Origin of the sequence: Providencia zhijiangensis (genome assembly GCF_030315915.2) — a bacterium.
Lineage (GTDB): Bacteria > Pseudomonadota > Gammaproteobacteria > Enterobacterales > Enterobacteriaceae > Providencia > Providencia zhijiangensis.
In genome coordinates, this window is the sequence record NZ_CP135990.1 from 1,867,342 (window position 1) to 1,891,765 (window position 24,424).

Genomic DNA, 24,424 nt, shown 5'->3' on the forward strand with positions numbered 1-24,424 from the left:
CCGGTGGCTTGTGTGCATTGAAATTCTTCTCTATCCTCATAAATCAAAACATCTTTTTTTAAAAGTTAATTAAAAAATCAGCCAACCATTCTGACTGTTCTTTATGAATAGAATCTTACTTTAAGCTTATTCTGTTATCTCAACTGATTAAATTCCAATATGATTAAAAACTATCAATAAAACTAATTTATCCAGCTAATGGAGTATCAATATGTTTGTCACTCGCAAATTCACCAAAGGAATTTTATTTGTATCGGCGCTAGCGTCATGGCAAGCATTTGCTGAATCAGCGCCGCTTCTACACCCTCTTAAGCTCAATCAAGCCACGATTTTTTTACGCGGTGCCGAGTTAACAAATAGCGCCACTGTTAATTTACCGCAAGGCGAAAGTAAACTGGTTTTTACCAACGTTGCAGACCATCTTGATCAAAAAAGCCTTTCTATTAGCTTAGATAATGAAGATGTTTTGATCCGCTCAATTGACGTGCAAACCGTGGCAGTAGAACCTGTCTACACGGGTGAAGTGGTAAATTTAAAAACACAAATAGATGCGATAACCAAACAAATTTCAGAGCTTAATATCAAGATAAAAGTGGGTGATGACCAACTCGCTTTACTGAAAGATCAGCGTTTTTTTGGTGAAACAACAACATTATCCCTTGAGCAGTCCGCATCTAAATTGGAGTTTATTCGCAAGCAAATGTCTGCGATATTGAGTGAAAACTTAGCGTATCAGCAGCAGATTGATGAATTGACAGAGAAACAAGCATTATTGCAGGCAAAATTTGAAGGAATTCTTCCCGATAATATTGGTGAGCAGACGCAAATTGTGTTGACGGTTGATACACCCAAAAATTTGAGCACTAACATGCAAATCTCGTATGTCACCCCCGATGCCGGTTGGTCTCCAAGTTATGATATTCGAGCGAAAGATATTGATAAACCAGTCAAGATTACCTATAAAGCTGACGTTATTCAAAATACCGGCATGGACTGGGACAAAGTTAAACTCACCCTTTCCTCTGCCAATCCAACGCGCAATATCACCCCACCATTTTTAGCGCCATGGCTATTGTCAGTTTACGATCAATATAATCAAGGCTATATGAGCGGAAAAATGTCCGCGACCATGGACATGGAAGTAGCAGCACCTGCGCCAGTAGCGGAACTCTCTACAGTAAAAAAACGCAGCCCGGGTATGGCAAACTATGTGTCAACCAATACCAATGGCGTGAATCTCAGCTACAACATCGAATTACCTTTTAGCTTAGCCTCTACCCCTAAAGCAAAATCTATTACCATTAAGCAAGCGGATATTGACGCAAAATATCGTTATACATCAACACCAAAAATGGCTGAAGAAGTCTATTTGCAAGCACAAATTGATGACTGGGATACACTGAATTTACTGAATGGCCCTGCAAATATTTACTTTATGAACAGTTATGTCGGTGATTTTTACGTAAATTCAGGGCAATTAACTGAGACTCTCGATATTCCATTCGGCGTGGATGATAACATTCAAATTTCTCGTGTGAATAATGCGGCTATGCGTAAAAAACCGTCCTTTATGGGCTCCACAGTTGAGCAAAAAGAAAGTTTCTTAATTAAGGTGCGTAATACACGGAAAAATGACATTAAACTATCTGTTTACGACCAACTCCCGACGAGCAGAGATACTGATATTAAAGTACTCAACCCTGAATATAAGGGCGGAAAATTGGATGAAACAGAGAATAAGATTGAATGGGATTTAACGCTTAAACCTCAAGAAACCGTCGAGTTGCCGTTAAGTTATACGCTGAAATACCCTAAAAATAAGCAGATTAATGGATTATAACTCGCTAAATAAGTTAATTGTTTTATCGGTGTAAAAGAACTAAATAGGGGCTTGGAAGCCCCTTAATAATAAGGTTAGAATGATTCAAAACAAACAACGATAACAACCTGAGGTACCTAATGATTATTCTAGTAACCGGCGCAACATCAGGATTTGGTGAAGCTATTGCTCGCAAATTTATTCAACATAACTTCACTGTGATTGGGACAGGACGCAGAACTGAAAGATTAAATGCATTACATCAAGAATTGGGTGATAAATTTTATCCATTAACTCTGGATGTACAAGACCGAAAAGCCATTCAACACGCTGTCGCCAATTTGCCTTCCCACTTAAAAAACATCGATCTTTTAGTCAATAATGCGGGGCTTGCTTTAGGATTAGAGCCCGCATTTGATGCAAATCCGGATGACTGGGAAACCATGATCAACACAAATACCAAAGGCTTAGTCAATATGACTTATGAAGTGCTGCAAGGTATGGTGGAAAAAAATCACGGGCACATTATCAATATTGGTTCAACAGCTGCATCTTGGCCATATAAAGGCGGCAACGTTTACGGCGCAACCAAGGCGTTTGTGAAACAATTTTCCTTAGGATTACGTGCAGATTTAGTGGGCAAAAAAATCCGTGTGACCGATATTGAGCCTGGGTTAGTCGGTGGAACTGAGTTTTCAAATGTCCGTTTCAAAGGTGATGATGAAAAAGTCACAAATACCTATAAAGGCGCGGATGCCCTTACTGCTGAAGATATTGCGGAAACAGTTTATTGGGTGGCAACACTTCCGGCTCATATGAACGTTAATACACTGGAATTAATGCCAGTGTGCCAAACATTTGCTGGATTAACCGTACATAAACAATAATAAATTTTCGTACTATTCTATAAAGACGGCATTATTGTTTATTAGTTATACTCTGGCTATAGATCGAGTATTGAAACGAAAGGAAATTACATGAGCACGTCACAAAAATTTATCAAAAATGGTCTGGCTGCAATCTGCTTCTGCCTCCCTTTGATGTGGGTTAATGCGGCGCAAGCAGCTAATACATCATGCGCTGCGGGTAGCACTTGTGTTTCTGTCGGTAATGGTAGTAATGACCCGTTGAATAAAGAACAGGCGCGACAAGATAAAGAACAGTGGGATGAAACTAAAATGCTGCGTTCTAAAGTTAACCGCCGCACCGAAAAAGAGTTTGATAAGATTGATGCCGCATTTGATGCGAAAGATAAATGTGAGAAAAGTTTGAATCTTAATGCGTATTGGGAGCCAAATACTCAACGTTGCCTTGATGTTAACTCAGGCCGTCCAATTATCAATCCATAGTTGAAAATAGAATATCTCGGTAAAATAAAGGGCGCTATTTGCGCCCTTTTGCTTAGATATTAAATTAAAATTTATATAAAGATTAAAATGCAGGAACCGAAACAAACTCTTGCAGTTTTTCACCATCTAAATAATGTCCCAATTCTTTTTCTTCAGGACGCAATAAATAAGGAATTTCACCCAGTAATGGCGCATTAATATGTTGTTGCATACGCTGAATAATTTGAGCGTAATGTGCCAAGCCTGGGTTGATTCTATTGGCTAACCAACCGACTAACGGTAAACCATCCGCTCGAATAGCTTCAGCTGTCAATAATGCATGATTGACACACCCATGCTGAATTCCGACGACTAAGATCACGCCAACAGATTGTTTTTTCAGCCAATCGGCATAAAAAGTATTATCATCAAGAAGATAACGCCATCCGCCATTACCTTCGATAACGACTATGTCGCTTTGCTCATGAAGGTGGTCTAACCCTTTGTTGATTTTATTAAAATCGATACTGTTTTCATGGCTGTAATTATCGCCAAGTCTGACAGGGTTAACTTCATCATACGAGACAAGGTCTTGCGAAACACGGTGAATAAGAAGTGCATCCTTATTGCGCTTCCCTTCAGGTGTATCGATACATTGATCTGCAATAGGTTTGTACCCTACTGCTTTAATACCTTGATTATTAAGTGCTTGTAATATTGCTAGTGTCGATACCGTCTTCCCGACATCTGTATCTGTCCCGGTAATAAATAGATTGTTCATGGTTGTTCTATCCTGAAGTGACAGACTAAGGTCAGCAAAATGCTATAAAAATGATATGAATTCAGTTTATGGGAATGGGGAAATGATAAGTTTGCGTTAGCTCAATTTTGTGTAAGATAGTGTGAAGTTTATCAAATTGTATTAGCCTTGCAGTAATTGCAACAACAGTGAGCCATCATAAAGTGCATTCTGAATTAATGCCGTTTCACTTTCTCTAATTGAAATTATTGATTTATCAAACATTAATTTATTACTGTAAAGAGGGTTCCTATATAAAGAGATAAAATATTGTAGACGAGTAAGCCAGTAATTGTGCTCATCCGTTAAAGCCGAATTAACTAAAATCAATTCAGTTCCAAATAAATTAATCATCATTGCTAATGGATAAGCAAGGCGCTTGGCTGTTATATCGAGTAACAAAATACATAATGGATCATTTTCTATTGCGCCTCGACTAATTGTATTAATATCGATGCTCTCTTTATGCAAGATGGATGCGGGATAATCTGCAAGTAATTCCCTTGCTTGCTGAATAATTGCAGGAATAGCTATCTTAGTTTCTAAGCAGCCCTTTCCTCCACAATAGCAAGATTGTGGTCTTTCTGAATCAGTTTGAGTATGCGCAAATAATATAGGCTGATGTGTTATTGAATCCAAAGAATAACCGTGATTCAGCACCGCGACATTAACCACATCTTGAATTTGTAGATAAATAATATTTTTTTGTGGACGAGACTCTGAATATTTGAGGTGGTCGCCGATAGCCAGGGCATTAACAGTTGGGTGAAGATAGACGGGCAGACCTGTTTTTTCTGTTAGCAATTCACCAATATCCAGTTGGTGAACATGGTAGTCAGGCAACCTATGAATAACCCCAGAATAAGAGTCTAAGAGACCATCTAATAAGATACTGATCGCCGTGACTCTTTCTAAGTGAGATGCGTTTTCTTCGAAAAACAGACCAATCAGTTCCGATAACCGATCACTAAATTGTTGATTGCCTTTTACATCAAAAGGATAGCTTTTTTCTGTGAGGGTTTTAGCATTAATTTCTTTTAACGAAATGATGGCGTGTTGTTGTTCAATTCGAATGGCTAAAAATTGCCAACCTTCACTTTCAATGACTAACCCAACAGCTGGACGCCCTCTTAGCCCTAATACTGGAAATTCACGTTCCTGTATCAAGTGAGCATCCATCAGTTCACGGGTAATTTTGGTGATACTCGCTGGGGCCAATTGAGACTGTTTTGATAACGCAATACGGGAAATAGGACCATGCTGTGCAATAATTCGGTACACAAGCCCAGTATTTAACTGCTTTATTTGGTCGGTATTCCCCGTTTGGTTTATCATCTTAACACTCAGAAATCGTTATAAATTATGATTGATTATGCCTGATACAAATGAAAATGCGGCTACATTTACATATAAAACGTGATGCAAATCTCGTTAATCATTTCAAATTCTACGCCTTATATGCCCACAATACCTATATACCGACAATATTGTGCAGCAGTAACTCAGTCAGTTTTTTAGCTGCAGCAGGTGGCGTTCGTCGCGTATTGTAGACTAACCAGACCTCTGAAGTAGCTTGAATATTCGCGAGTTTTAGATATCTCACGCCGTCAATCTTCATTCGAGTAAAGGATTCAGTGATGATAGAAATTCCCATTCCAGCAGACACTAAGCCTAGAATGGTCATAGCTTCCCCCGCTTCTTGGGAAATAGTAGGAACCACCCCTTCAGAGGCTAATAATTGGTTAATCTCATCATACAGCGCCGTACCCACTTCCCGCTCAAAGAAAACTAACGGGTAAGCCGCAAGCTGCTTAATATCGACCCCACTTTCTTCGAAAGCCAGTAAAGGATGCCCTTCATAAACAGCAACCATGAAAGGCTCTCTGAATAATAATTGATAGTCCAATTGTTCAGGCAATATTGTATTGCGCATGATGCCAATGTCTATGCGCCCAGTCACTAAAGGCGGGATTTGCTGCTTCGTATTCATTTGATGCATATGAATGGAAACATCAGGGGATGCTTCTCGGTATTGGCGCAGGCTCATAGTGACTTTATGCATAAATGGCGTTGTGGACGTAAAGCCAATAGACAGTTCGCCAAGCTCCCCTTTTTCCATCCGAGCCGCTTTGGTCGCTGCCGCATCGACCTGTCCTAAAATTTGGTAGGCTTCTTTGAGAAACATGGCACCGGCTGGCGTTAAGGCGACATTGCGGTTATTGCGCTCTAATAATTTGGCATTTACCATCTCTTCAAGAGCTTGGATCTGCTGGCTTAATGGTGGCTGAGACATGTGCAAGCGCTCAGCCGCACGTCCAAAATGTAGCTCTTCGGCAACAGCAATAAAATAACGTAGGTGGCGTAATTCGATGTTCATCTGATTGATATTTTAAATGTATCATTATGTATTATTAATATATTAGACAAAAAAATAGAAAGTTTCTATTCTTTGATCGAAATCAAGTCCGTCTAGTCGTCAAGGAATTTACATGGAACAGCAGTCAAATAGCCTCTCAACGAGCCAATCTCTCCAAGGAAAACAAACCAAAACCTTGACCAATGCAGCCCCGAAAAAACACTATATTCAACGGGATGATGCGCTGTATCTGCGTGTAACGCTGTCATTTTTTACTGTGGGTTTTGCAACATTTGCGTTGCTGTACTTTGTACAACCTATTCTGCCAATGTTGTCCGCGGACTTTAATATTTCCCCGGCGACTGCCAGTTTATCACTCTCCTTAAGTACGGGATTAATGGCATTGGGGTTATTGATCACCGGCCCTATTTCCGATGCAATTGGTCGTAAAAATGTGATGGTCATTTCCCTGACGTGTGCTGCACTCTTTACGTTAATGAGCTCAATAATGGAAAGCTGGCAAGGGATTTTGATCGCTCGCGCATTAGTGGGGTTATCGCTTAGCGGTGTAGCTGCAGTCGCCATGACCTATTTAAGCGAAGAAATACATCCGAGCTATGTTGCACTGTCGATGGGTTTATATATCAGTGGTAACTCTATCGGAGGAATGAGTGGACGCTTAATGACTGGGGTAATTGCCGACTTTTATTCATGGCGAGTCGCGGTTGTTATTTTAGGCTCATTGGCGTTGTTGGCGGCGATTGGATTCTGGCGTTTATTACCACCATCCCAACACTTTCGTGCAAGCTCTCTCAAACCTAAAACCCTTTGGGTTAACTTACATTTACATCTACGTGATACGGGTTTGCCCTGGTTATTTGTTGAGGGCTTTATCTTGATGGGCGGTTTCGTCACCATGTATAACTACATTGGATACCGCTTACTTGAATCACCTTATAATTTTAGTCAGTCTGTTGTGGGACTCTTATCTGTTATTTATTTAACAGGAACTTACAGTGCGACGAAAACAGGGAGCTTGACCCAGAAACATGGTTTTGGGCGAATTTTAATTGCAGCCATTGCGATGATGTTAATCGGCGTAATTTTGACGTTACACAGTAATATTTGGGTCATTTTATTAGGCATGACAGTATTGACTACCGGATTCTTCGCAGGGCATTCCGTTGCAAGTAGCTGGGTGGGACGTCGCGCTAAACGGGCAAGAGGACAAGCATCGTCCCTCTATTTGTTTAGCTATTATGCGGGTTCCAGTATAGCCGGTACATTGGGCGGTTTTTTCTGGTCGGCATATGGCTGGAATGGCGTCGCGTTATTTATTGCGGCGCTTCTGCTGGCCGGCGTAGGTATCGCATATAAGTTAAAAACAAAATGTTAGTGACTTATAAATTACCGAATAATCCAATAAGTTAACTGCTGCTAAAGGTTAGAATTCACATCCTCATCATGGTTAATAGAAAATATATAAATTAATCAATGATGAGGATCTTCAATGAAAAAATTATTATTATTTCCTTTATTACTCTGCTATAGCTACTTTGCCCTGCCTCATGGCTATATCGAGTATCCCGCAAGCCTAGCCTACCTGTGTAATATCCTACCTCGCTATCCCTTAATTTCTTGATTAAGCTAGTTGATAAACACGGATGTTAATGCTACTTTTGTTTTATAAACCAAAGAATGTTGTAACTAAACATAGAGTTGAATACATCAAATGTCCAAACAACAGTTAATTAGCTCATTTAATCTATTAGAGTCGAATATTAATCTGCTATGCCAATTGCTTCAGGCGCAAAAAGATATCAATGCGGCCGTATTTAGTTTACCGGAAACCCTTAAAGGGGATGAAAACAATGAAATCAATTCTATCTTTGTGGATAAACATACGGGACACGATGCGATCACCCAAACAATAGAGCTATTTAAGCTATTGTTTATTCATAAAAAATCAGAATTAGTTAGCAATAAAACCGCGATACGTTTGCCTGGTGCGATTTGTTTAGCTCCCTCTTATACCGAATATAAACAATTTCAGCAGTTAATTTCTGATATCAACCAATTAAAAATAGACATAAAGCAGATAGTGACCCATGTTGATGAGGCCCATCGTTTTGAATTTATAAGAGAAAGCTTGCATGGGCTACTTACGCTGAATACTTATCGAACCCTCACCGCTGTTGTCGACCCCGATACCATTCGTTTTGGATGGGCAAATAAGAAAGTGATCAATAAAGTAACTCAAGAAGAGATGCTCAACCGTTTGCAAGCCAGTTTAGAAAGCGGAAGAACACCGGCTCATTTACAGCGCGAACATTGGCAGTTACAGTTAGAAACTGAGATCCAGTTAGTTCGCTCCCTTCCCCATGATTGCATTCTAAAAACACAGCGTCCGGTAAAAGTTCAACCTATCGCCCGAGTTTGGGACAAAGAAACGCAGAAACAGACTCAATATCCTTGTGCCACGCCGATATTGGTTTTTGCTGTTGATAAAGCATTGAGTGACATAAAACTGGGGGAGCTGGCGGATTATCATCAAGACAGTATCGCACTGCGTAATCGCCCAAAAGCTAAGCCAGTTGAATTACTGATACCACGCTTAAATCTGTATATAGAGCGATAAAAAAGCCCCTGCTCTATTTCTAGTTCAGGGGCCGAAAACCTTATCTTAGATAAAGATAATTACGATTTCATGCTGCCAACCATATCTTCTGGACGAACCCATTCATCAAATTGAGCTTCAGTTAAGTAGTTCAATTTCAGAGCAGATTCTTTAAGAGTCAGGCCTTCTTTGTGCGCTTTTTTCGCGATTTCAGCTGCTTTGTCGTAGCCGATATGGGTATTTAGCGCAGTCACCAGCATCAGAGATTCATGCAGTAATTTCTCGATACGCTCACGATTTGGTTCGATACCTTCCGCACAGTGTTCGTTGAAGCTACGCATACCATCAGCTAATAAACGGATAGATTGTAAGAAATTATCGATAACCATTGGACGGAATACGTTCAATTCAAAGTTACCAGAAGCACCACCAATGTTAACTGCAACATCGTTACCCATAACTTGAGCACACAGCATGGTTAATGCTTCGCACTGTGTTGGGTTAACTTTGCCTGGCATGATTGAGCTGCCTGGCTCGTTTTCAGGAATCGAAATTTCGCCGATACCACAACGAGGACCCGATGCTAACCATCTAACATCGTTAGCAATCTTCATTAAAGAAGCTGCTAAGCCTTTTAATGCACCGTGTGCGTGAACTAATGCATCACAGGTTGCTAATGCTTCAAATTTGTTGGGTGACGTCACAAACGGTTGGCCAGTTAATTCGGCGATTTTTTTCGCAACACGAACCGCATATTCAGGGTGAGTATTCAGCCCTGTACCAACAGCCGTACCACCTAATGCAAGCTCACAAACATGTGGAACTGCATTTTCAATATGTTTTTCATTGTGGGCTAACATCGCCGCCCAGCCTGAAATTTCCTGACCCAATGTTAATGGCGTTGCATCTTGTAAATGCGTACGACCGATCTTAACAATGTCTTTGAATTCTTTTGCTTTCGCATCGAGGGTTTTATGCAGAACTTTCAGTTCTGGCAGCAAATGCTCACGCATCGCGACAACGGCCGCTACGTGCATTGCTGTTGGGAAGACGTCGTTAGAGCTTTGGCTCTTGTTAACATCGTCATTTGGGTGGATCAGACGGTCGTTACCGCGCTGTCCGCCGAGGATTTCGCTACCACGGTTAGCAAGTACCTCATTCATGTTCATGTTACTTTGAGTACCAGAACCAGTTTGCCAGATAGCGAGAGGGAATTCTGTTGGATGCTTGCCAGCAAGGACTTCGTCTGCCGCAGCGATAATCGCATCACCACGATCTTTTGGCAGTAAACCTAAATCCATGTTCACGCTTGCGGCCGCTTTTTTAGTAACGGCTAATGCGTGGATCAGAGCAACAGGCATTTTCTCTACAGAGATACGGAAATGTTCTAAAGAACGCTGCGTTTGCGCGCCCCACAAGTGGTCAGCAGGTACTTCAATTGGTCCCATTGAGTCTTTTTCAATGCGAGTGGCTGCCATTACTAGCTCCTTAGGTACATATTCAGAATAATTAATTTTAGAATCATCTGCTTGCAGGTAAGCAAATAACCGAGCAGTATAATGCCACAAATTGAATTTCAATTATGAGACTTGGTCGAGCTTATTGTGCTGTAGTAAAAAGGAAATTAGTTGATTTTTGCAAAAAGAGAGATTTGATATGCTAAAAATGATTAACCAAATCCAACACTATGATTGGGGAAGTAAAACGGCCCTCAATGAACTGTATGGTTATCCTAATCCGGATAATTTACCTATGGCTGAACTTTGGATGGGCGCTCACCCCAAAGCCAGTTCTGAGGTCATATCCCCCTTAACACATCAGAAAATCTCGTTGAACGCATTCATTAACGAAAACCCAGAGAAAATACTGAGTAAACATATTGCCGAGCACTTTGGCCGCCTGCCTTATTTATTTAAAGTACTGTGTGCTGCGCAACCGCTATCTGTTCAGGTTCATCCTAATAAACATGATGCAGAAATAGGATTCGCTAAAGAAAATGCACAAGGGATCCCGCTAGATTCGCCTATCCGTAATTATAAAGATAATAATCATAAACCAGAGCTGATTTATGCCTTAACGTCTTTTAAAGCAATGAATGCATTTCGTCCTATAGATGAAATTGTCGAGTTATTCAGCTTTATTGCAGCCGCTCACCCTGAAATTCAACTATTTGTCCAAACACCAAGTGAAGAACGACTTAAAAAACTATTTGCACAGATTCTTAATCTGACAGGCGAGCAAAAAGATCTTGCTATAGGGGTATTAAAAGCCGCACTGAATAGCAAACAAGGAGAGCCTTGGAATTCAATTAAACAAATGGTGAACTTATATCCAGACGATAATGGTTTATTTACACCTTTAATGCTAAATATCGTTGAATTACAACCAGGTGACGCCATGTTTTTAGCCGCTAGAACCCCTCACGCCTATTTAGAAGGTGTTGGGTTAGAAGTAATGGCTAATTCAGATAACGTCTTACGAGCGGGATTGACCAGTAAACATATCGATGTTCAAGAATTGATTGATAATATTGATTTTAAATCAATTAAAGCTGAGGATTTGTTCAATATCCCCGAAAAATCTGGAAATGTCTGGAAATATAAGATCCCAGTAGAAGATTTTTCATTTAATATATATTCTATTGACTGCTCGGGGGTATCCATAACTAACCATGTTGCTTCAATTTTGTTTTGTATTGAAGGTAAGTTAGTATTGCGATCAGGTAATCAAGAAATAAACATGAATTCTGGTGAATCTGTTTTCTTACCTGCTTATGAAGATAACATTTCTATTAAAGGAAATGGTCAATTAGCCCGAGTATTTAATTTTTAGGTCGTATTCTGTATTTAGCCGTTGGTACACACAGCCAAACGGGTAATAAAAACTTATATTATTTTTACATAAGTACGTTTTGTACGTACTGAAAGGATGGATGTTGATAATGAAAAAGTCATTAGTTGCGGTAGGTGTTATCGTTGCTCTGGGCGCAGTATGGACTGGCGCATCATGGTACACAGGTTCAAAAGTTGAAGCTGAACTGAATAAAGTGATTACGAATTCCAATGCGTTTATCACCGCTAACGATCCAAGTGCTGATGTTGTCTTTAAATTAGAGAACTACAAACGTGGTGTGTTCTCTTCTCAAGCTGACATCGTCATTACTTCAACCACTTCTGCTGACGAAAACATCGTCTTTAAAGCGGATATCTCACACGGTCCGCTGCCATTATCTCAAGTGGCTAAATTCAACCTGATGCCAAAATTGGGTGCAGTAAATGTTGAATTAGCGAACACTAAAGTGACTAAAGAGCTGTTTGAAGCGACTAAAGGCAAGCCATTCATGCATGGTTCTGCAGTTATCGGCTACAGCAAAAACGTGGATTCTAGCATTGAGCTGATCCCACTTGAGTACACTAAAGATGACGGTAAGTTCTCTTTCAGTGGCGCTAAATTTGATATCGCAACCGGTTCTGACTTAAGCACCGTTGATGCATCTTTAGTGACTGATAGCTTAGTCATTAGCAGCACCAAGGAAGAAGGCTCTATCACTATGAAAGGCCTGAAGCTGGTTTCTAACGTAACGAAATCTCAGCACGGCTTCTATACTGGTACTCAATCTTTCGTGATCGCAGATACTGATGTTAGCATCCCTGAAACTAAGTTCTCGTTCAAAAACTTAGACGTTTCAAGTGATACTTCTATCAACGGTGATGATGTTAAAGGTAACATTTCTTACAAAATCAGCGATGTAAAAGCATTAGAGCAAAACTTAGGTTCTGGTGAACTGACTGTTGCTATCGAGAAATTAGATGCGAAAGCATTAGGCAAGTTTGTTGAACAATACAACCAAGCACTGGCTGATGGCTTAGCAACAGGCAACCCAGGTGAAGTTAGCGAAAAAATCGCAATGCAGATGATGACCACCACTCTGCCAGAGCTGATGAAGAGCAAGCCTGTATTCACTATGAGCCCGTTCTACTGGAAAAACGATGCTGGTCAAAGTTCTATCGACCTGAGCATCACATTCAACAAGTGGAATCAAGACGAAATCACTGCGTTAGCGATGCAAAACAAAGTGGATGAAGCATTCAAGCAATTGATCACTTCTTTTGACTTCAGCATGAAACTGAACAAGCCAATGATCATTGAGTCAATGACTCAAGCGATGATCTTAGATGGCGGCGTAGCAGTATCAGCAGAAGATAAGAAAGCGGTTCAAGAACAAGTTTCTGAAGAGTTCGCAGGCGTTCAACAAATGCTGACAGCAGATATGTTCTCTAACCCGTTCGAAGAAATGTTCATGACTGATGAACAACGCGCAGAAAAAGCAAAAGAGAAAAAACACCCTTGGATGATCGACAGCGAAAACGATTTAACCATGACTGTTAAATTCTCTGGTAACGACCTGACCTTCAACGACGACAAATATACCTTAGCTGAATTCTTAACTAAGATGAAAATGATGCCGGGCGCAGAAGATGAAATGGGTTACGAAGAAGAAGCTCAACCAGCTGATGGTGCAGAAGTTGCAGAACCTGCAATTGAAGCAGAACAACCAGCAGAAGCGCCAGCTGCACAGTAATTGATTCTTAAGATAATTTTTTCTTAAGGTAAATCAAGTAAACGCCAGTCACACAGACTGGCGTTTTTCTTTTTATCACCCTCTTTTTCATTGATTTTTACTCAATTACAGACAAAATGGAGGCAATATATCTATAAGGATCATTTATTGTGATAAACAAACAACTCCCACTCACGGATTTACATCGCCACCTTGATGGCAATATTCGTCCTGAAACCATTCTTTCCCTTGCACAACAACATCATATTCAGCTTCCAGCCGATGAAATTGAAGCATTACGCCCTCACGTTCAAATTATGGGACAAGAAGCCGATTTAGTGGGCTTTTTGACTAAACTGGACTGGGGTGTTGCTGTCCTCGCGGATTTAGATGCTTGTAAGCGCGTCGCATTTGAAAACGTGGAAGATGCGTTCAACGCAGGCATCGATTATGCTGAATTGCGTTTCTCCCCTTACTATATGGCCATGAAGCACCAGCTACCTGTTGAGGGTGTTGTCGGCGCAGTGATTGATGGTATTGCCGCTGGTTGTCGCCAATATGATATCCAAGTCAATCTGATTGGTATTTTAAGCCGTACATTTGGACAGCAAGCTTGTGCTATTGAATTAGACGGCCTTCTCGCTCATCGAGATAAACTGTGCGCTCTCGATTTAGCGGGTGATGAGTTAGGATTCCCAGGCGCCCTATTTGAAGAGCATTTTACCAAAGCACGTAATACTGGACTCAATATTACCGTTCATGCTGGTGAAGCCGCGGGCGCAGCCAGTATTTGGCATGCGATCAAGCATTTAGGCGCTCAACGTATTGGTCATGGCGTAAAAGCCATTGAAGATCCTGAACTGATTGAGTTTTTAGCCAAGAATAATATTGGGATTGAAAGCTGTTTAACTTCAAACATTCAAACCAGCACCGTTCCTTCACTAGCTCAGCACCCGTTGAAAGCATTTTTATCCCACGGTGTATTAGCATCCATTAATACCGATGACCCTGCTGTTCAAGGTATCGAGCTACCTTACGAATATAATGTGGCTGCACCGCAAGCGGGTCTAACACAGGCTGAAATTGAACAGGCTCAACGTAATGGTTTAACCATGGCATTCCTTTCTGACAGCGAAAAAGCTGCGTTAATGCGTAAAGCAGCCAGCCGATAATCCCCGTTATAACCAACCCTCCGTTATAACTACCAACAGGGCAGATCCCGTTTCTGCCCTATTTGACCCTTCGATATTTCAAGTAATCTCTGCTGTTAATCTATTTTATAGTATTAAACCCTTTAGTATGTTGTAACTAAATTGGCGCATTGATAAAGGCAGCCATCGCTGCCTTATCGTGTTAATTACTGTTTTTCTAACCGTTTGGCATATTTCTGGGCTATCACCGCACACACCATCAATTGAATTTGATGGAAAATCATTAATGGCAGCAAAATAATCCCCACTGTTGCCGCTGGGAATAAAACGTTCGCCATCGGCACGCCGTTCGCTAAACTCTTTTTCGAGCCACAGAACAAGATGGTAATTTCATCTTCCTTGCTAAATCCAAGCAGGCGCGCTGACATCACGTTAATCACCATTACCACCACTAACACCACGCAAGAAACTAATGTAATGATAAACAATGAATAAGCATCGATAGTTTGCCAGATCCCCTCCACTACCGCTTCACTGAACGCCACGTAAACCACCAGAAGAATCGATGAGCGGTCAGTGGTATTCACCAATCGTTTATGGCGATTAATCCAGTTAGCAATTAACGGACGACACAAATGGCCAACAATAAACGGCACCATTAATTGCAACATAATAGAGCCAATTGCGTTCAGAGTGTCCATGGCTTGGCTACCATCGGTATCCATGAGTACTCCCACCAAAACAGGTGAGAGGAAAACCCCTAAAATACTGGATGCCGAAGCACTACAAATCGCAGCAGCAACGTTGCCCCCTGCTACCGAGGTAAATGCAATCGCTGACTGCACGGTTGCTGGCAACGCACATAAATAAAGGAATCCCATGTATACCGTCGGTGACATCCAATGAGGCACCATGAAACGTAACGCAATACCAATAATAGGAAAGAGAATAAAAGTACTGGCAAATACCAGTAAATGAAGCCGCCAGTGCCCCATCCCTGCAACAATAGATTCTCTGGATAATTTAGCGCCATGCATAAAAAACAGTAGCGCGATTGCCGCTGTGGTCAAGTGCTGAAAAACGGTTTTAACTTCCCCTTCACATGGGAAAATACTGGCGATAACAACCACGCCAATCATGATCAACAGAAAAGAGTCTATTTTGAGTTTTGCTAATAAATTCATTCGATTTTCCACAAATAAAAAGCCAGGTTTCACTCTGGCTTTATCTTCAACGTTGAACCTTAGAAAATATTTTCGATGGTACGTTTTTCTTTTGCTGATTGGATACCTGCCTCAATCAGTTTCATAATATCGATAGCTTCACTTGGCGTCACAGGATTTGGCTTACCGAGGCGGATAGCATCATAAATGGCTTCATAATAGCCGCCATAGTTGCCTTTTTCATTGTTCCACGGCTTCGTCACCATTTCATCGCCTTGTGACAGGGTCACAATACCATGGTTCGGATCTTCCCCCCAATGCTCTCCTTGCGGAATCGCGCCACTTTTTAACGCATCTTCTTGAGTATCCAGACCATATTTCACGTAACTGCCCTTCATTCCATGAATGGTATAGATTGGCATTGGCGCAGCGGCAAGTGTCGTTGAGTGTAGAACCACTTTTTTATCTGCGTAATCCAGCATTGCATGGAAATAATCCACCGCTTCCGCCCCCGGACGAATAATACCGAGATCCACCGTAATCGCTTTTGGCTTGCCAAAATATTGCAGGACTTGGTCAATAACGTGCGGCCCTAAATCGTACCAAATTCCTGCCCCTGGAATATTGGCTTCGCGCCAGCGTTGTCTAACCACGGGACGAAAACGGTCAAAATGAGATTCATAATATTTAATCTCACCTAAACAACCATCTTGCAGGATTTTTTTCACGGTACGATAACCCGAGTCCCAGCGGCGATTATGGTAAACCGACAACAATTTGCCTGCTTTTTCAGCTCGTTGTTGAAGGTCTTCGGCTTCTTTGACATCGAGTGTAAAGGGTTTATCGACCACCACATGCTTACCCGCTGCTAGCGCTTTACAGGCTAATGGGTAGTGAGTGTCATTAGGGGTTGGGATCACCACCAGTTCAATTTCAGCATCTGCGAACAACTCTTCTGGTGTGCCCACTACCTTAACATTAGGATGGTCGGCATGAACTTTGCTCGCATCGCTACTGGAGATTGTGGTTAGTTCAAACTCCTCTAACATGGCTAAAAATGGGGCATGGAAAGTTTTGCTGGCATAACCGTACCCGACAATCCCAACTTTAATTGGCTTGGACATGTTGACCTCACATTAGTGGCATATTTTGCTATTTTAAAAAAGTACCATCAGAATGAATCAATTAGCAAATAAATCTATGATAGGATTATTATTTATCTGTATTATTTAGTGATAACGGATCCCTTATTTATGACTTCTGTTTATAACGCAGACCGCATTACTGGCTGGCTATTAGTCCCTGCTAGCTATTTACTGCTGACATTATTTGCTGCTTGCAGCATGACCGTGATGTACTGCATTAAGTTTTATGAGATTGTAACCACCGTTGAAAGCTGGAGTAGTTTCATTACTCCTCAGTGGTATTTGTCATTCGCTATCAGCCTAGCTATGTCACTATTTAGCGTACATATGGCGCAATTGATGTTTAAACGTTCTCACTACTTCCCCCGTCGTTTTACTATCTGGCTATTAGTATTAATGTTAATTGGGCTAAAAACCTTCGCCTTCTCCCCGATTGATGACCAGGCAGCCTTGCAAATCCTTGCATGGCCACTCTTAGGAGCTGCATTTTTCGTCCCGTATATGAAAATTTCTAAACGCGTGAAAATGACTTTCACACAAGATCGATAAGCATCACAAAAATAGCTTTGATATCATAGCCTCCGTTAAACTGACTGCGGTCAGTTTTTGGGCTTTTTTCTCTCTTCAGGCTATGAAATGACCGACTATCTTCTACTTTTTATTGGGACAGTGTTAGTCAACAACTTTGTCCTCGTTAAATTCTTGGGATTATGCCCATTTATGGGCGTATCAAAAAAACTAGAAACTGCCATTGGGATGGGGTTTGCGACAACGTTCGTTATGACCCTCGCCTCTATTTGTTCGTGGCTAATCGATACGTTGATCTTAATCCCTCTAGATTTAGTCTATTTGCGCACACTGAGCTTTATCCTTGTGATTGCTGTCGTTGTGCAATTTACCGAAATGGTTGTGAGAAAAACCAGCCCAACGTTATACCGCTTATTGGGGATCTTTTTACCGCTGATCACCACTAACTGCGCAGTTCTTGGGGTGGCTTTATTAAACATCAATCAATCCCATAATTTCTTGCAATCTGCGGTCTATGGCTTTAGCGCCGCCGTCGGATTCTCTTTTGTGATGGTGCTTTTCGCTGCGATCCGCGAGCGTTTGGCTGTTGCAAATGTCCCAGCGCCTTTTAAAGGTTCGTCAATTGGCCTGATCACGGCAGGGTTAATGTCCCTTGCATTTATGGGCTTTAGTGGTTTGGTGAAATTCTAATGATGTCTTTGTGGATTGCGATTGGCATATTAGCCGTTTTCGGGCTGATTTTTGGTCTGATCTTAGGCTATGCCTCATTACGTTTTAAAGTTGAAGAAGACCCGATTGTTGAAAAACTGGATGCGATTTTACCGCAAAGCCAGTGTGGTCAATGCAGTTATCCGGGGTGCCGCCCCTACGCAGAAGCCGTTGCCAATAACGGTGAGATGATTAACAAATGCGCCCCTGGCGGCGAGCAAGTAATGCTCAAAATAGCCGAATTGATGAACGTGGATCCTCAGCCTATTGATGGTGATGAAGAGGCACAAAACCCCGTTCGTAAAGTGGCGGTCATCGATGAAGAAAACTGTATTGGTTGCACCAAATGTATTCAAGCTTGCCCTGTGGATGCCATTGTGGGCGCCACTCGCGCTATGCATACCGTGATTGAAGATTTGTGTACAGGCTGTGACCTGTGTGTAGCCCCTTGCCCTACGGATTGTATTGAAATGGTACCGGTTAAAACCACAACCGCTAACTGGAAATGGGATTTAAACACCATCCCCGTTAAAAACATTACGGATGCACCTCTTTCTTCTGCTAAAGAGGGTTCCCATGCTTAATTTATTTAAGTGGTTGAAAAAAGATAATGTTTGGGACTTCGATGGCGGTATTCACCCGCCAGAGATGAAATTGCAATCCAGCCAAACGCCTATGCGAGTCGCTTCCGTCCCTGATGAATTGATTATTCCGCTGCAACAGCATTTAGGGCCTGAAGGTGAACTGATTGTTAAAGTTGGTGATACTGTACTTAAAGGGCAGCCGCTCACCAAAGGTACGGGGCGCACAGTCCCCGTCCACGCCTCAACATCGGGAACCATTGTTGCCATTGAGCCGATGGTTACCGCTCACCCTTCTGGGTTGAAAGAACTGTGCGTCAAAATTAAATCTGATGGTTTAGATACTTGGGCACCTTTGCAGCCCGAGCCTAATTTCCAACAACTTTCACGCGCCGATTTACTCAATAAGATTGAGCAATCAGGGATCGCAGGTTTAGGGGGCGCAGGTTTCCCAACGGCCTCTAAACTAGCAGGCGGTAAAGACGCCATTAAAACATTGATTATCAATGCTGCTGAGTGTGAGCCCTACATCACCGCAGATGACCGCTTAATGCAAGAGCATTCCCAAGAGGTCATTGAAGGTTGCCGCGTTTTACAACATTTACTCAATCCAGACCAAGTGCTGATTGGTATTGAAGATAATAAACCCGAAGCTATTAAGGCATTAAAACGTGCACTGACGCCTACAGACTCGCAGATTTTTGTGCGCGTGATCCCAACCAAATATCCATCGGGTGGCGCAAAACAGCTCACAAAAATCTTAACCGGAAAAGAAGTCCCTTCTGGCGCACGTTCTTCCCAAATTGGCGTGCTAATGCAGAACGTCGGTACCGTCGTTGCTATTAAACGCGCGGTGATTGATGGTCAACCACTGATTGAGCGTGTCGTGACAGTGACGGGCGAAGCGATTAAACAACCTGGTAACTTCTGGGCGCGTTTAGGCACTCCAGTTAAGCATCTGCTTCAACAATCCGGTTTTGAACCGGAAAATGAGCAAATGGTGATTATGGGAGGCCCATTGATGGGCTTTACACTGCCGGATCTGAATGTGCCGGTGGTGAAAATCTGTAACTGTTTATTGGTTCCTACCCAAGAAGAAATGGGTGAAAAGCCCGTCGAAGAAGCCTGTATTCGTTGCGGTTTATGTGTTGATGCCTGCCCTGCGGGATTACTGCCCCAGCAATTATATTGGTTCAGTAAAGGCAACGAACACGAAAAAGCGCAAAAACATAACCTCTTCGACTGTATTGAGTGTGGCGCTTGCGCTTATGTTTGCCCAAGTAATATTCCGTTGGTGCAATACTATCGTCAAGAAAAAGCTGAAATTCGCGAGATAGATCAAGAAGAACGTCGTTCTGCAGAGGCGAAACTACGTTTTGAAGCCAAACAGCAACGAATGGAACGCGAAAAACTTGCCCGTGAAGAACGCCATAAAAAAGCAGCGGTTCAAGTGGATACTGCGGATAAAGATGCGGTTAATGCGGCGCTGGCTCGTGTTAAAGCGAAGAAAGCATCAACCTCTGAACCAATAAAAATTATTTCGGGCGAATTGCCGGATAATAGTGCCGTTATTGCAGCAAGAGAAGCGCGTAAAGCCCAAGCTCGTACTAAACAGGCGCAAAAAGTTGCAGAGCAAACCCAATCTGACACCCCAGTAATTGCAGACGGCGAAGAGGGAGATGACCCGCGCAAAGCTGCCGTTACTGCGGCGATTGCCCGCGCAAAAGCCAAGAAAGCGGCTGCGCAACAGACGTCAGAGCCTGATGTTGAAACTCCGGTTGAATCCGCAGAGGAAGTCGACCCGCGCAAAGCTGCCGTTGCTGCGGCGATTGCCCGCGCAAAAGCCAAGAAAGCGGCTGCACAACAGACTTCAGAGCCTGCTGTTGAAGCGCCAGTTGAAGCCGCTGAAGAAGTTGATCCGCGTAAAGCTGCCGTTACTGCGGCGATTGCCCGTGCGAAAGCGAAGAAAGCCGCTGCACAACAAGCTTCAGAGCCTGTTGTAGAAGCATCAGTTGAAGCCGCTGAAGAAGTTGACCCGCGCAAAGCTGCCGTTGCTGCGGCGATTGCCCGTGCGAAAGCCAAGAAAGCGGCTGCGCAACAGACGTCAGAGCCTGTTGTTGAAGCTCCGGTTGAATCTGCTGAAGAAGTTGACCCGCGCAAAGCTGCCGTTGCTGCTGCCATTGCCCGTGCGAAAGCCAAGAAAGCCGCTGCGCAACAGACTTCAGAGCCTGTTGTAGAAGCGTCAGTTGAAACCGCTGAAGAAGTTGATCCGCGCAAAGCCGCCGTCGCTGCGGCGATTGCCCGTGCGAAAGCCAAGAAAGCGGCTGCGCAACAGACGTCAGAGCCTGTTGTTGAAGCTCCGGTTGAATCTGCTGAAGAAGTTGATCCGCGTAAAGCTGCCGTTGCTGCTGCCATTGCCCGAGTTAAGGCAAAGAAAGCCGCTGCCCAGCGATCTACAGAACCGCAGTCAAATGAACAAACCACTACAGAGTAAGTGATAAACAGATGAAATTTAGACCGCTTGATAGCAAAGCACGCCGTTTAAAAATTGCTAGCGCCCCATTTACTCATGATAACCAAAGCACCAGCCAGGTCATGTTTTGGGTTCTGCTTGCCGCTATCCCCGGCATTGCAGTGCAAACCTATTTTTTTGGTGTTGGAACCTTATACCAAATCGCCATTGCGATGGCCACGGCCGCAGTAACGGAAGCTATCTCCATCCGCTTACGCCAGCAACCTGTGCTGCCTGTTTTGAAAGATAATTCCGCAATTGTGACGGCATTATTACTTGGCGTAAGTTTGCCCCCATTATCTCCTTGGTGGCTGATTGTATTGGGCACTGTATTTGCCATTATTATTGCTAAGCAATGCTACGGCGGCTTGGGGCAGAACCCATTTAACCCTGCCATGGTCGGTTATGTAGTGTTGCTGATTTCATTCCCAGTGCAAATGACTAACTGGTTGCCACCTCAAGAATTGCAACAGCTGCATATTTCTGGCTTTGATAGCTTGATGGTGATCTTTAGCGGGCATACCTCGACAGGGATAACTCTGGATCAATTACGTACCGGTATTGATGGTATGAGCCAAGCGACTCCGTTAGATAGCTTTAAAACGGGCTTACTCACTCATTCTATTTCCGATGTACTACAGCAACCAATCCTGCAAGGTTCTTTAGCCGGTATCGGTTGGCAATGGGTGAACCTTGCCTATCTAGCAGGCGGATTAATTATGTTAAGTCGTCGCATTATTAGCTGGCATATTCCCGTAGCATTTATTGGTACCTTAGCCCTGCTCGCTGTGGTTAGCTGGTTAATTGACGATAGCCGCTATTCTCCGCCATTAATCCAATTATTGTCAGGGGCGACTATGTTAGGTGCATTCTTTATTGCAACCGACCCAGTCACTGCATCAACAACACCAAAAGGACGAATTATTTTTGGTGTGTTAATCGGCTTCTTAGTGTGGGTGATCCGCGTTTATGGCGGGTATCCTGATGCTGTGGCCTTTGCTGTCTTACTTGCCAATATCACTGTACCATTAATCGACCACTATACGCAGCCTCGCGCGTATGGGCATAAGTAAGGAGCCAGCATGTTAAATACAATGCGCCGTCATGGCACAATCTTGGCTCTGTTCGCGGCGGGTACAACTGCACTGAGCGCTGCTGTATATACGCTAACGAAAGATATCATTGCCGAGCAAGCCGCCATTGTGCAGAAAAAATTGCTCGACCAAGTGGTACCTGAATCCTTATATGACAATGAGCTCGCCAAAGAGTGCTATCTGGTCACCAATGAAGCTATACTGGGAAATAAACTCCCTCGACATCTGTATATTGCCCGTAAGGATGGTCAGCCTGTTGCTGCGGCTTTAGAAAGCACGGCTCCCGATGGGTATTCCGGTGCGATCCACTTGTTAGTCGGTGCGGATTTTAAAGGCAATGTTTTGGGTGTACGAGTCACTGAACACCATGAAACACCGGGGCTTGGGGATAAAATCGAAACCCGTATTTCCGATTGGATCACCCATTTTACAGGCAAAAAGTTAGAATCTGCACAAGACCCTCATTGGGCTGTGAAAAAAGATGGTGGTGATTTTGACCAATTTACAGGCGCCACGATCACGCCTCGTGCGGTCGTCAATGCCACAAAGCGTACCGCTGCATTTATCCAAACGGTACCGGAAGAATTAGCGAATTACCCAATTTGTGGGGATGAATAATGAGTAGCGAAACTAAAGAATTATTTGCACAAGGGTTATGGAAAAATAACTCTGCATTGGTACAACTACTGGGTTTATGCCCATTATTAGCAGTATCATCTACAGCGACTAACGCATTAGGTCTGGGGCTAGCAACGACCCTCGTTCTCGTTTGCACTAACGTCGCGGTATCCGCATTTCGTCGCTGGGTTCCTGCTGAAATCCGTATTCCTATTTACGTGATGATTATTGCCTCTGTTGTAAGTGCCGTACAAATGCTGATCAACGCCTATGCGTTTGGTTTGTATGAATCGCTGGGGATCTTTATTCCGCTGATTGTCACAAACTGTATCGTCATTGGACGTGCTGAAGCTTATGCCTCTCGCAACCCCGTTCCTTTATCTGCCGTCGATGGTTTGGCGATGGGATTGGGAGCAACAGCCGCACTGTTTGTACTGGGTGCAATGCGTGAAATTCTCGGTAATGGCACTTTGTTCGATGGCGCGGATCTACTGTTAGGTTCATGGGCAAAATCGTTACGTGTGGAAGTCTTACACCTTGACTCACCTTTTTTACTCGCTATGCTGCCACCGGGCGCGTTTATTGGCTTAGCCTTAATGCTAGCTGGTAAATACCTTATCGATGAAAAAATGAAAAAGCGCGCAGCGCTAAAATCAGGTCAACAACCAGCTCGTGAATACCAAAAAGAACAAGGTTGTGGCACTCATATTTCTTAAATTTGAAGCTTTGTGAGCAATGAATAAAACTAAACGAATCGAAATTCTCACTCGCCTGCGCGATAACAATCCTCATCCTACAACGGAGCTAGAATTTAGCTCCCCTTTTGAATTACTAATTTCGGTGCTGCTGTCTGCACAAGCCACCGATGTCAGCGTCAACAAAGCGACGGCAAAACTTTATCCGGTCGCCAATACGCCAGAGCAGATGGTCGCCCTCGGCGTTGATGGCATCAAAGAGTATATTAAAACCATTGGGTTATTTAATACTAAAGCCGAAAGTGTCTATAAAACCTGTCAGATTCTGATTGAAAAACATCATAGCCAAGTCCCTGAAAACCGCGAGGAATTAGAAGCCTTGCCGGGTGTTGGGCGTAAAACGGCAAACGTTGTACTCAATACCGCCTTTGGCTGGCCGACCATTGCCGTCGATACCCATATCTTCCGCGTGTGTAATCGCACCAAGTTTGCTCCCGGCAAAGATGTTGTGGAAGTCGAAGAAAAACTATTGAAAGTGGTTCCTGCTGAATTTAAAGTCGACTGCCACCACTGGTTTATTCTCCATGGTCGTTATACATGTATCGCCCGCAAACCACGCTGTGGATCTTGCATCATTGAAGATCTTTGCGAGTTTAAAGATAAAATTTACCCTGAAAATTAATCAACTTAGCCCAAGATGCGAATTTCCACACAGTTATAAAGTCATTCGCATTTTTTTCTTGCTCTAA

Annotated in this window: 23 protein-coding genes; 17 read left to right on the top strand and 6 right to left on the bottom strand. The window is 42.9% G+C overall.

Annotated elements, in window-relative coordinates; translation table 11 throughout:
* Window positions 1–211: 211 nt before the first annotated feature.
* From QS795_RS08540 to QS795_RS08550, 3 genes are all read left to right on the top strand, one after another.
* The gene (locus QS795_RS08540) at window positions 212–1,840 is read left to right on the top strand and encodes a DUF4139 domain-containing protein (RefSeq protein ID WP_286270732.1); all 1,629 of its coding nucleotides are present in this window, start codon (window positions 212–214) and stop codon (window positions 1,838–1,840) included.
* 119 nt (window positions 1,841–1,959) lie between these two features.
* Window positions 1,960–2,706: a bifunctional NADP-dependent 3-hydroxy acid dehydrogenase/3-hydroxypropionate dehydrogenase YdfG gene (gene ydfG / locus QS795_RS08545; RefSeq protein ID WP_154603768.1), complete on the top strand. Its 747-nt coding sequence runs from the start codon at window positions 1,960–1,962 to the stop codon at window positions 2,704–2,706.
* A 90-nt stretch (window positions 2,707–2,796) separates the two neighbouring features.
* Entirely contained in the window at window positions 2,797–3,168 is a 372-nt protein-coding gene (locus QS795_RS08550) for a DUF1283 family protein (RefSeq protein WP_006659792.1), read from the top strand.
* Between the two features lie 82 nt (window positions 3,169–3,250).
* On the opposite strand, the gene bioD is transcribed toward QS795_RS08550, so the two are convergent.
* The 3 genes from bioD to QS795_RS08565 all read right to left on the bottom strand — a co-directional run bounded on the left by bioD (window position 3,251) and on the right by QS795_RS08565 (window position 6,323).
* Window positions 3,251–3,928, bottom strand: a complete 678-nt coding sequence (gene bioD, locus QS795_RS08555; protein WP_036947919.1) for a dethiobiotin synthase — start codon at window positions 3,926–3,928, stop codon at window positions 3,251–3,253.
* A gap of 141 nt (window positions 3,929–4,069) precedes the next feature.
* Window positions 4,070–5,281 carry an ROK family protein gene (locus tag QS795_RS08560; RefSeq protein ID WP_286270730.1) on the bottom strand — a complete coding sequence of 404 codons (1,212 nt, stop codon included), beginning with the start codon at window positions 5,279–5,281 and terminating at the stop codon, window positions 4,070–4,072.
* 136 nt (window positions 5,282–5,417) lie between these two features.
* On the bottom strand, window positions 5,418–6,323 hold the full coding sequence (locus QS795_RS08565) for a LysR family transcriptional regulator (protein ID WP_286270729.1): 906 nt from the start codon (window positions 6,321–6,323) through the stop codon (window positions 5,418–5,420).
* A 112-nt stretch (window positions 6,324–6,435) separates the two neighbouring features.
* Here QS795_RS08565 and QS795_RS08570 point away from each other — a divergent pair, with 112 nt between their 5' ends.
* The 3 genes from QS795_RS08570 to tus all read left to right on the top strand — a co-directional run bounded on the left by QS795_RS08570 (window position 6,436) and on the right by tus (window position 8,940).
* A complete protein-coding gene (locus QS795_RS08570) occupies window positions 6,436–7,698 on the top strand; it encodes an MFS transporter (protein ID WP_286270728.1) in 1,263 nt (420 codons plus the stop codon).
* A gap of 114 nt (window positions 7,699–7,812) precedes the next feature.
* Window positions 7,813–7,944, top strand: a complete 132-nt coding sequence (locus tag QS795_RS08575; protein WP_318627161.1) for a hypothetical protein — start codon at window positions 7,813–7,815, stop codon at window positions 7,942–7,944.
* 90 nt (window positions 7,945–8,034) lie between these two features.
* Entirely contained in the window at window positions 8,035–8,940 is a 906-nt protein-coding gene (tus, locus tag QS795_RS08580; protein ID WP_286270727.1) for a DNA replication terminus site-binding protein, read from the top strand.
* Between the two features lie 59 nt (window positions 8,941–8,999).
* Here the strand turns inward: tus and fumC are convergent, their stop codons facing one another.
* Window positions 9,000–10,397 (bottom strand): class II fumarate hydratase, encoded by a 1,398-nt coding sequence (gene fumC, locus QS795_RS08585; protein WP_036947899.1) that lies wholly within the window; start codon window positions 10,395–10,397, stop codon window positions 9,000–9,002.
* A 178-nt stretch (window positions 10,398–10,575) separates the two neighbouring features.
* On the opposite strand from fumC, the gene manA reads away from it, so the two are divergent.
* From manA to add, 3 genes are all read left to right on the top strand, one after another.
* Complete coding sequence (gene manA, locus QS795_RS08590) at window positions 10,576–11,751, top strand: mannose-6-phosphate isomerase (RefSeq protein WP_286270833.1); 1,176 nt, start codon at window positions 10,576–10,578, stop codon at window positions 11,749–11,751.
* 109 nt (window positions 11,752–11,860) lie between these two features.
* Window positions 11,861–13,501, top strand: coding sequence for a YdgA family protein (locus tag QS795_RS08595; RefSeq protein ID WP_154603762.1), 1,641 nt, complete (start codon window positions 11,861–11,863; stop codon window positions 13,499–13,501).
* 149 nt (window positions 13,502–13,650) lie between these two features.
* Complete coding sequence (gene add, locus QS795_RS08600; RefSeq protein WP_286270726.1) at window positions 13,651–14,652, top strand: adenosine deaminase; 1,002 nt, start codon at window positions 13,651–13,653, stop codon at window positions 14,650–14,652.
* 185 nt (window positions 14,653–14,837) lie between these two features.
* Here the strand turns inward: add and QS795_RS08605 are convergent, their stop codons facing one another.
* Together QS795_RS08605 and QS795_RS08610 are read right to left on the bottom strand one after the other, a co-directional pair.
* Window positions 14,838–15,815: a bile acid:sodium symporter family protein gene (locus tag QS795_RS08605; RefSeq protein ID WP_154599237.1), complete on the bottom strand. Its 978-nt coding sequence runs from the start codon at window positions 15,813–15,815 to the stop codon at window positions 14,838–14,840.
* Window positions 15,816–15,874: 59 nt separating this feature from the next.
* Complete coding sequence (locus QS795_RS08610; RefSeq protein WP_154603761.1) at window positions 15,875–16,918, bottom strand: oxidoreductase; 1,044 nt, start codon at window positions 16,916–16,918, stop codon at window positions 15,875–15,877.
* A 129-nt stretch (window positions 16,919–17,047) separates the two neighbouring features.
* Between QS795_RS08610 and QS795_RS08615 the strand changes: the two genes are divergently transcribed.
* The 8 genes from QS795_RS08615 to nth all read left to right on the top strand — a co-directional run bounded on the left by QS795_RS08615 (window position 17,048) and on the right by nth (window position 24,357).
* Window positions 17,048–17,488 (top strand): DUF2569 domain-containing protein, encoded by a 441-nt coding sequence (locus QS795_RS08615; RefSeq protein ID WP_286270722.1) that lies wholly within the window; start codon window positions 17,048–17,050, stop codon window positions 17,486–17,488.
* An 87-nt stretch (window positions 17,489–17,575) separates the two neighbouring features.
* Window positions 17,576–18,157 carry an electron transport complex subunit RsxA gene (gene rsxA / locus QS795_RS08620; RefSeq protein WP_154603759.1) on the top strand — a complete coding sequence of 194 codons (582 nt, stop codon included), beginning with the start codon at window positions 17,576–17,578 and terminating at the stop codon, window positions 18,155–18,157.
* Window positions 18,157–18,759: an electron transport complex subunit RsxB gene (gene rsxB, locus QS795_RS08625; RefSeq protein WP_154603758.1), complete on the top strand. Its 603-nt coding sequence runs from the start codon at window positions 18,157–18,159 to the stop codon at window positions 18,757–18,759. The genes rsxA and rsxB overlap by 1 nt, the downstream gene beginning before the upstream one ends.
* A complete protein-coding gene (gene rsxC, locus QS795_RS08630; RefSeq protein WP_318627162.1) occupies window positions 18,752–21,250 on the top strand; it encodes an electron transport complex subunit RsxC in 2,499 nt (832 codons plus the stop codon). The genes rsxB and rsxC overlap by 8 nt, the downstream gene beginning before the upstream one ends.
* An 11-nt stretch (window positions 21,251–21,261) precedes the next feature.
* Complete coding sequence (rsxD, locus tag QS795_RS08635) at window positions 21,262–22,341, top strand: electron transport complex subunit RsxD (RefSeq protein ID WP_154603756.1); 1,080 nt, start codon at window positions 21,262–21,264, stop codon at window positions 22,339–22,341.
* A 9-nt stretch (window positions 22,342–22,350) separates the two neighbouring features.
* The gene (rsxG, locus tag QS795_RS08640) at window positions 22,351–22,980 is read left to right on the top strand and encodes an electron transport complex subunit RsxG (RefSeq protein WP_036956566.1); all 630 of its coding nucleotides are present in this window, start codon (window positions 22,351–22,353) and stop codon (window positions 22,978–22,980) included.
* Window positions 22,980–23,696: an electron transport complex subunit E gene (locus QS795_RS08645; protein WP_224057640.1), complete on the top strand. Its 717-nt coding sequence runs from the start codon at window positions 22,980–22,982 to the stop codon at window positions 23,694–23,696. The genes rsxG and QS795_RS08645 overlap by 1 nt, the downstream gene beginning before the upstream one ends.
* 19 nt (window positions 23,697–23,715) lie before the next feature.
* Complete coding sequence (gene nth / locus QS795_RS08650) at window positions 23,716–24,357, top strand: endonuclease III (RefSeq protein ID WP_286270713.1); 642 nt, start codon at window positions 23,716–23,718, stop codon at window positions 24,355–24,357.
* Window positions 24,358–24,424 lie beyond the last annotated feature (67 nt).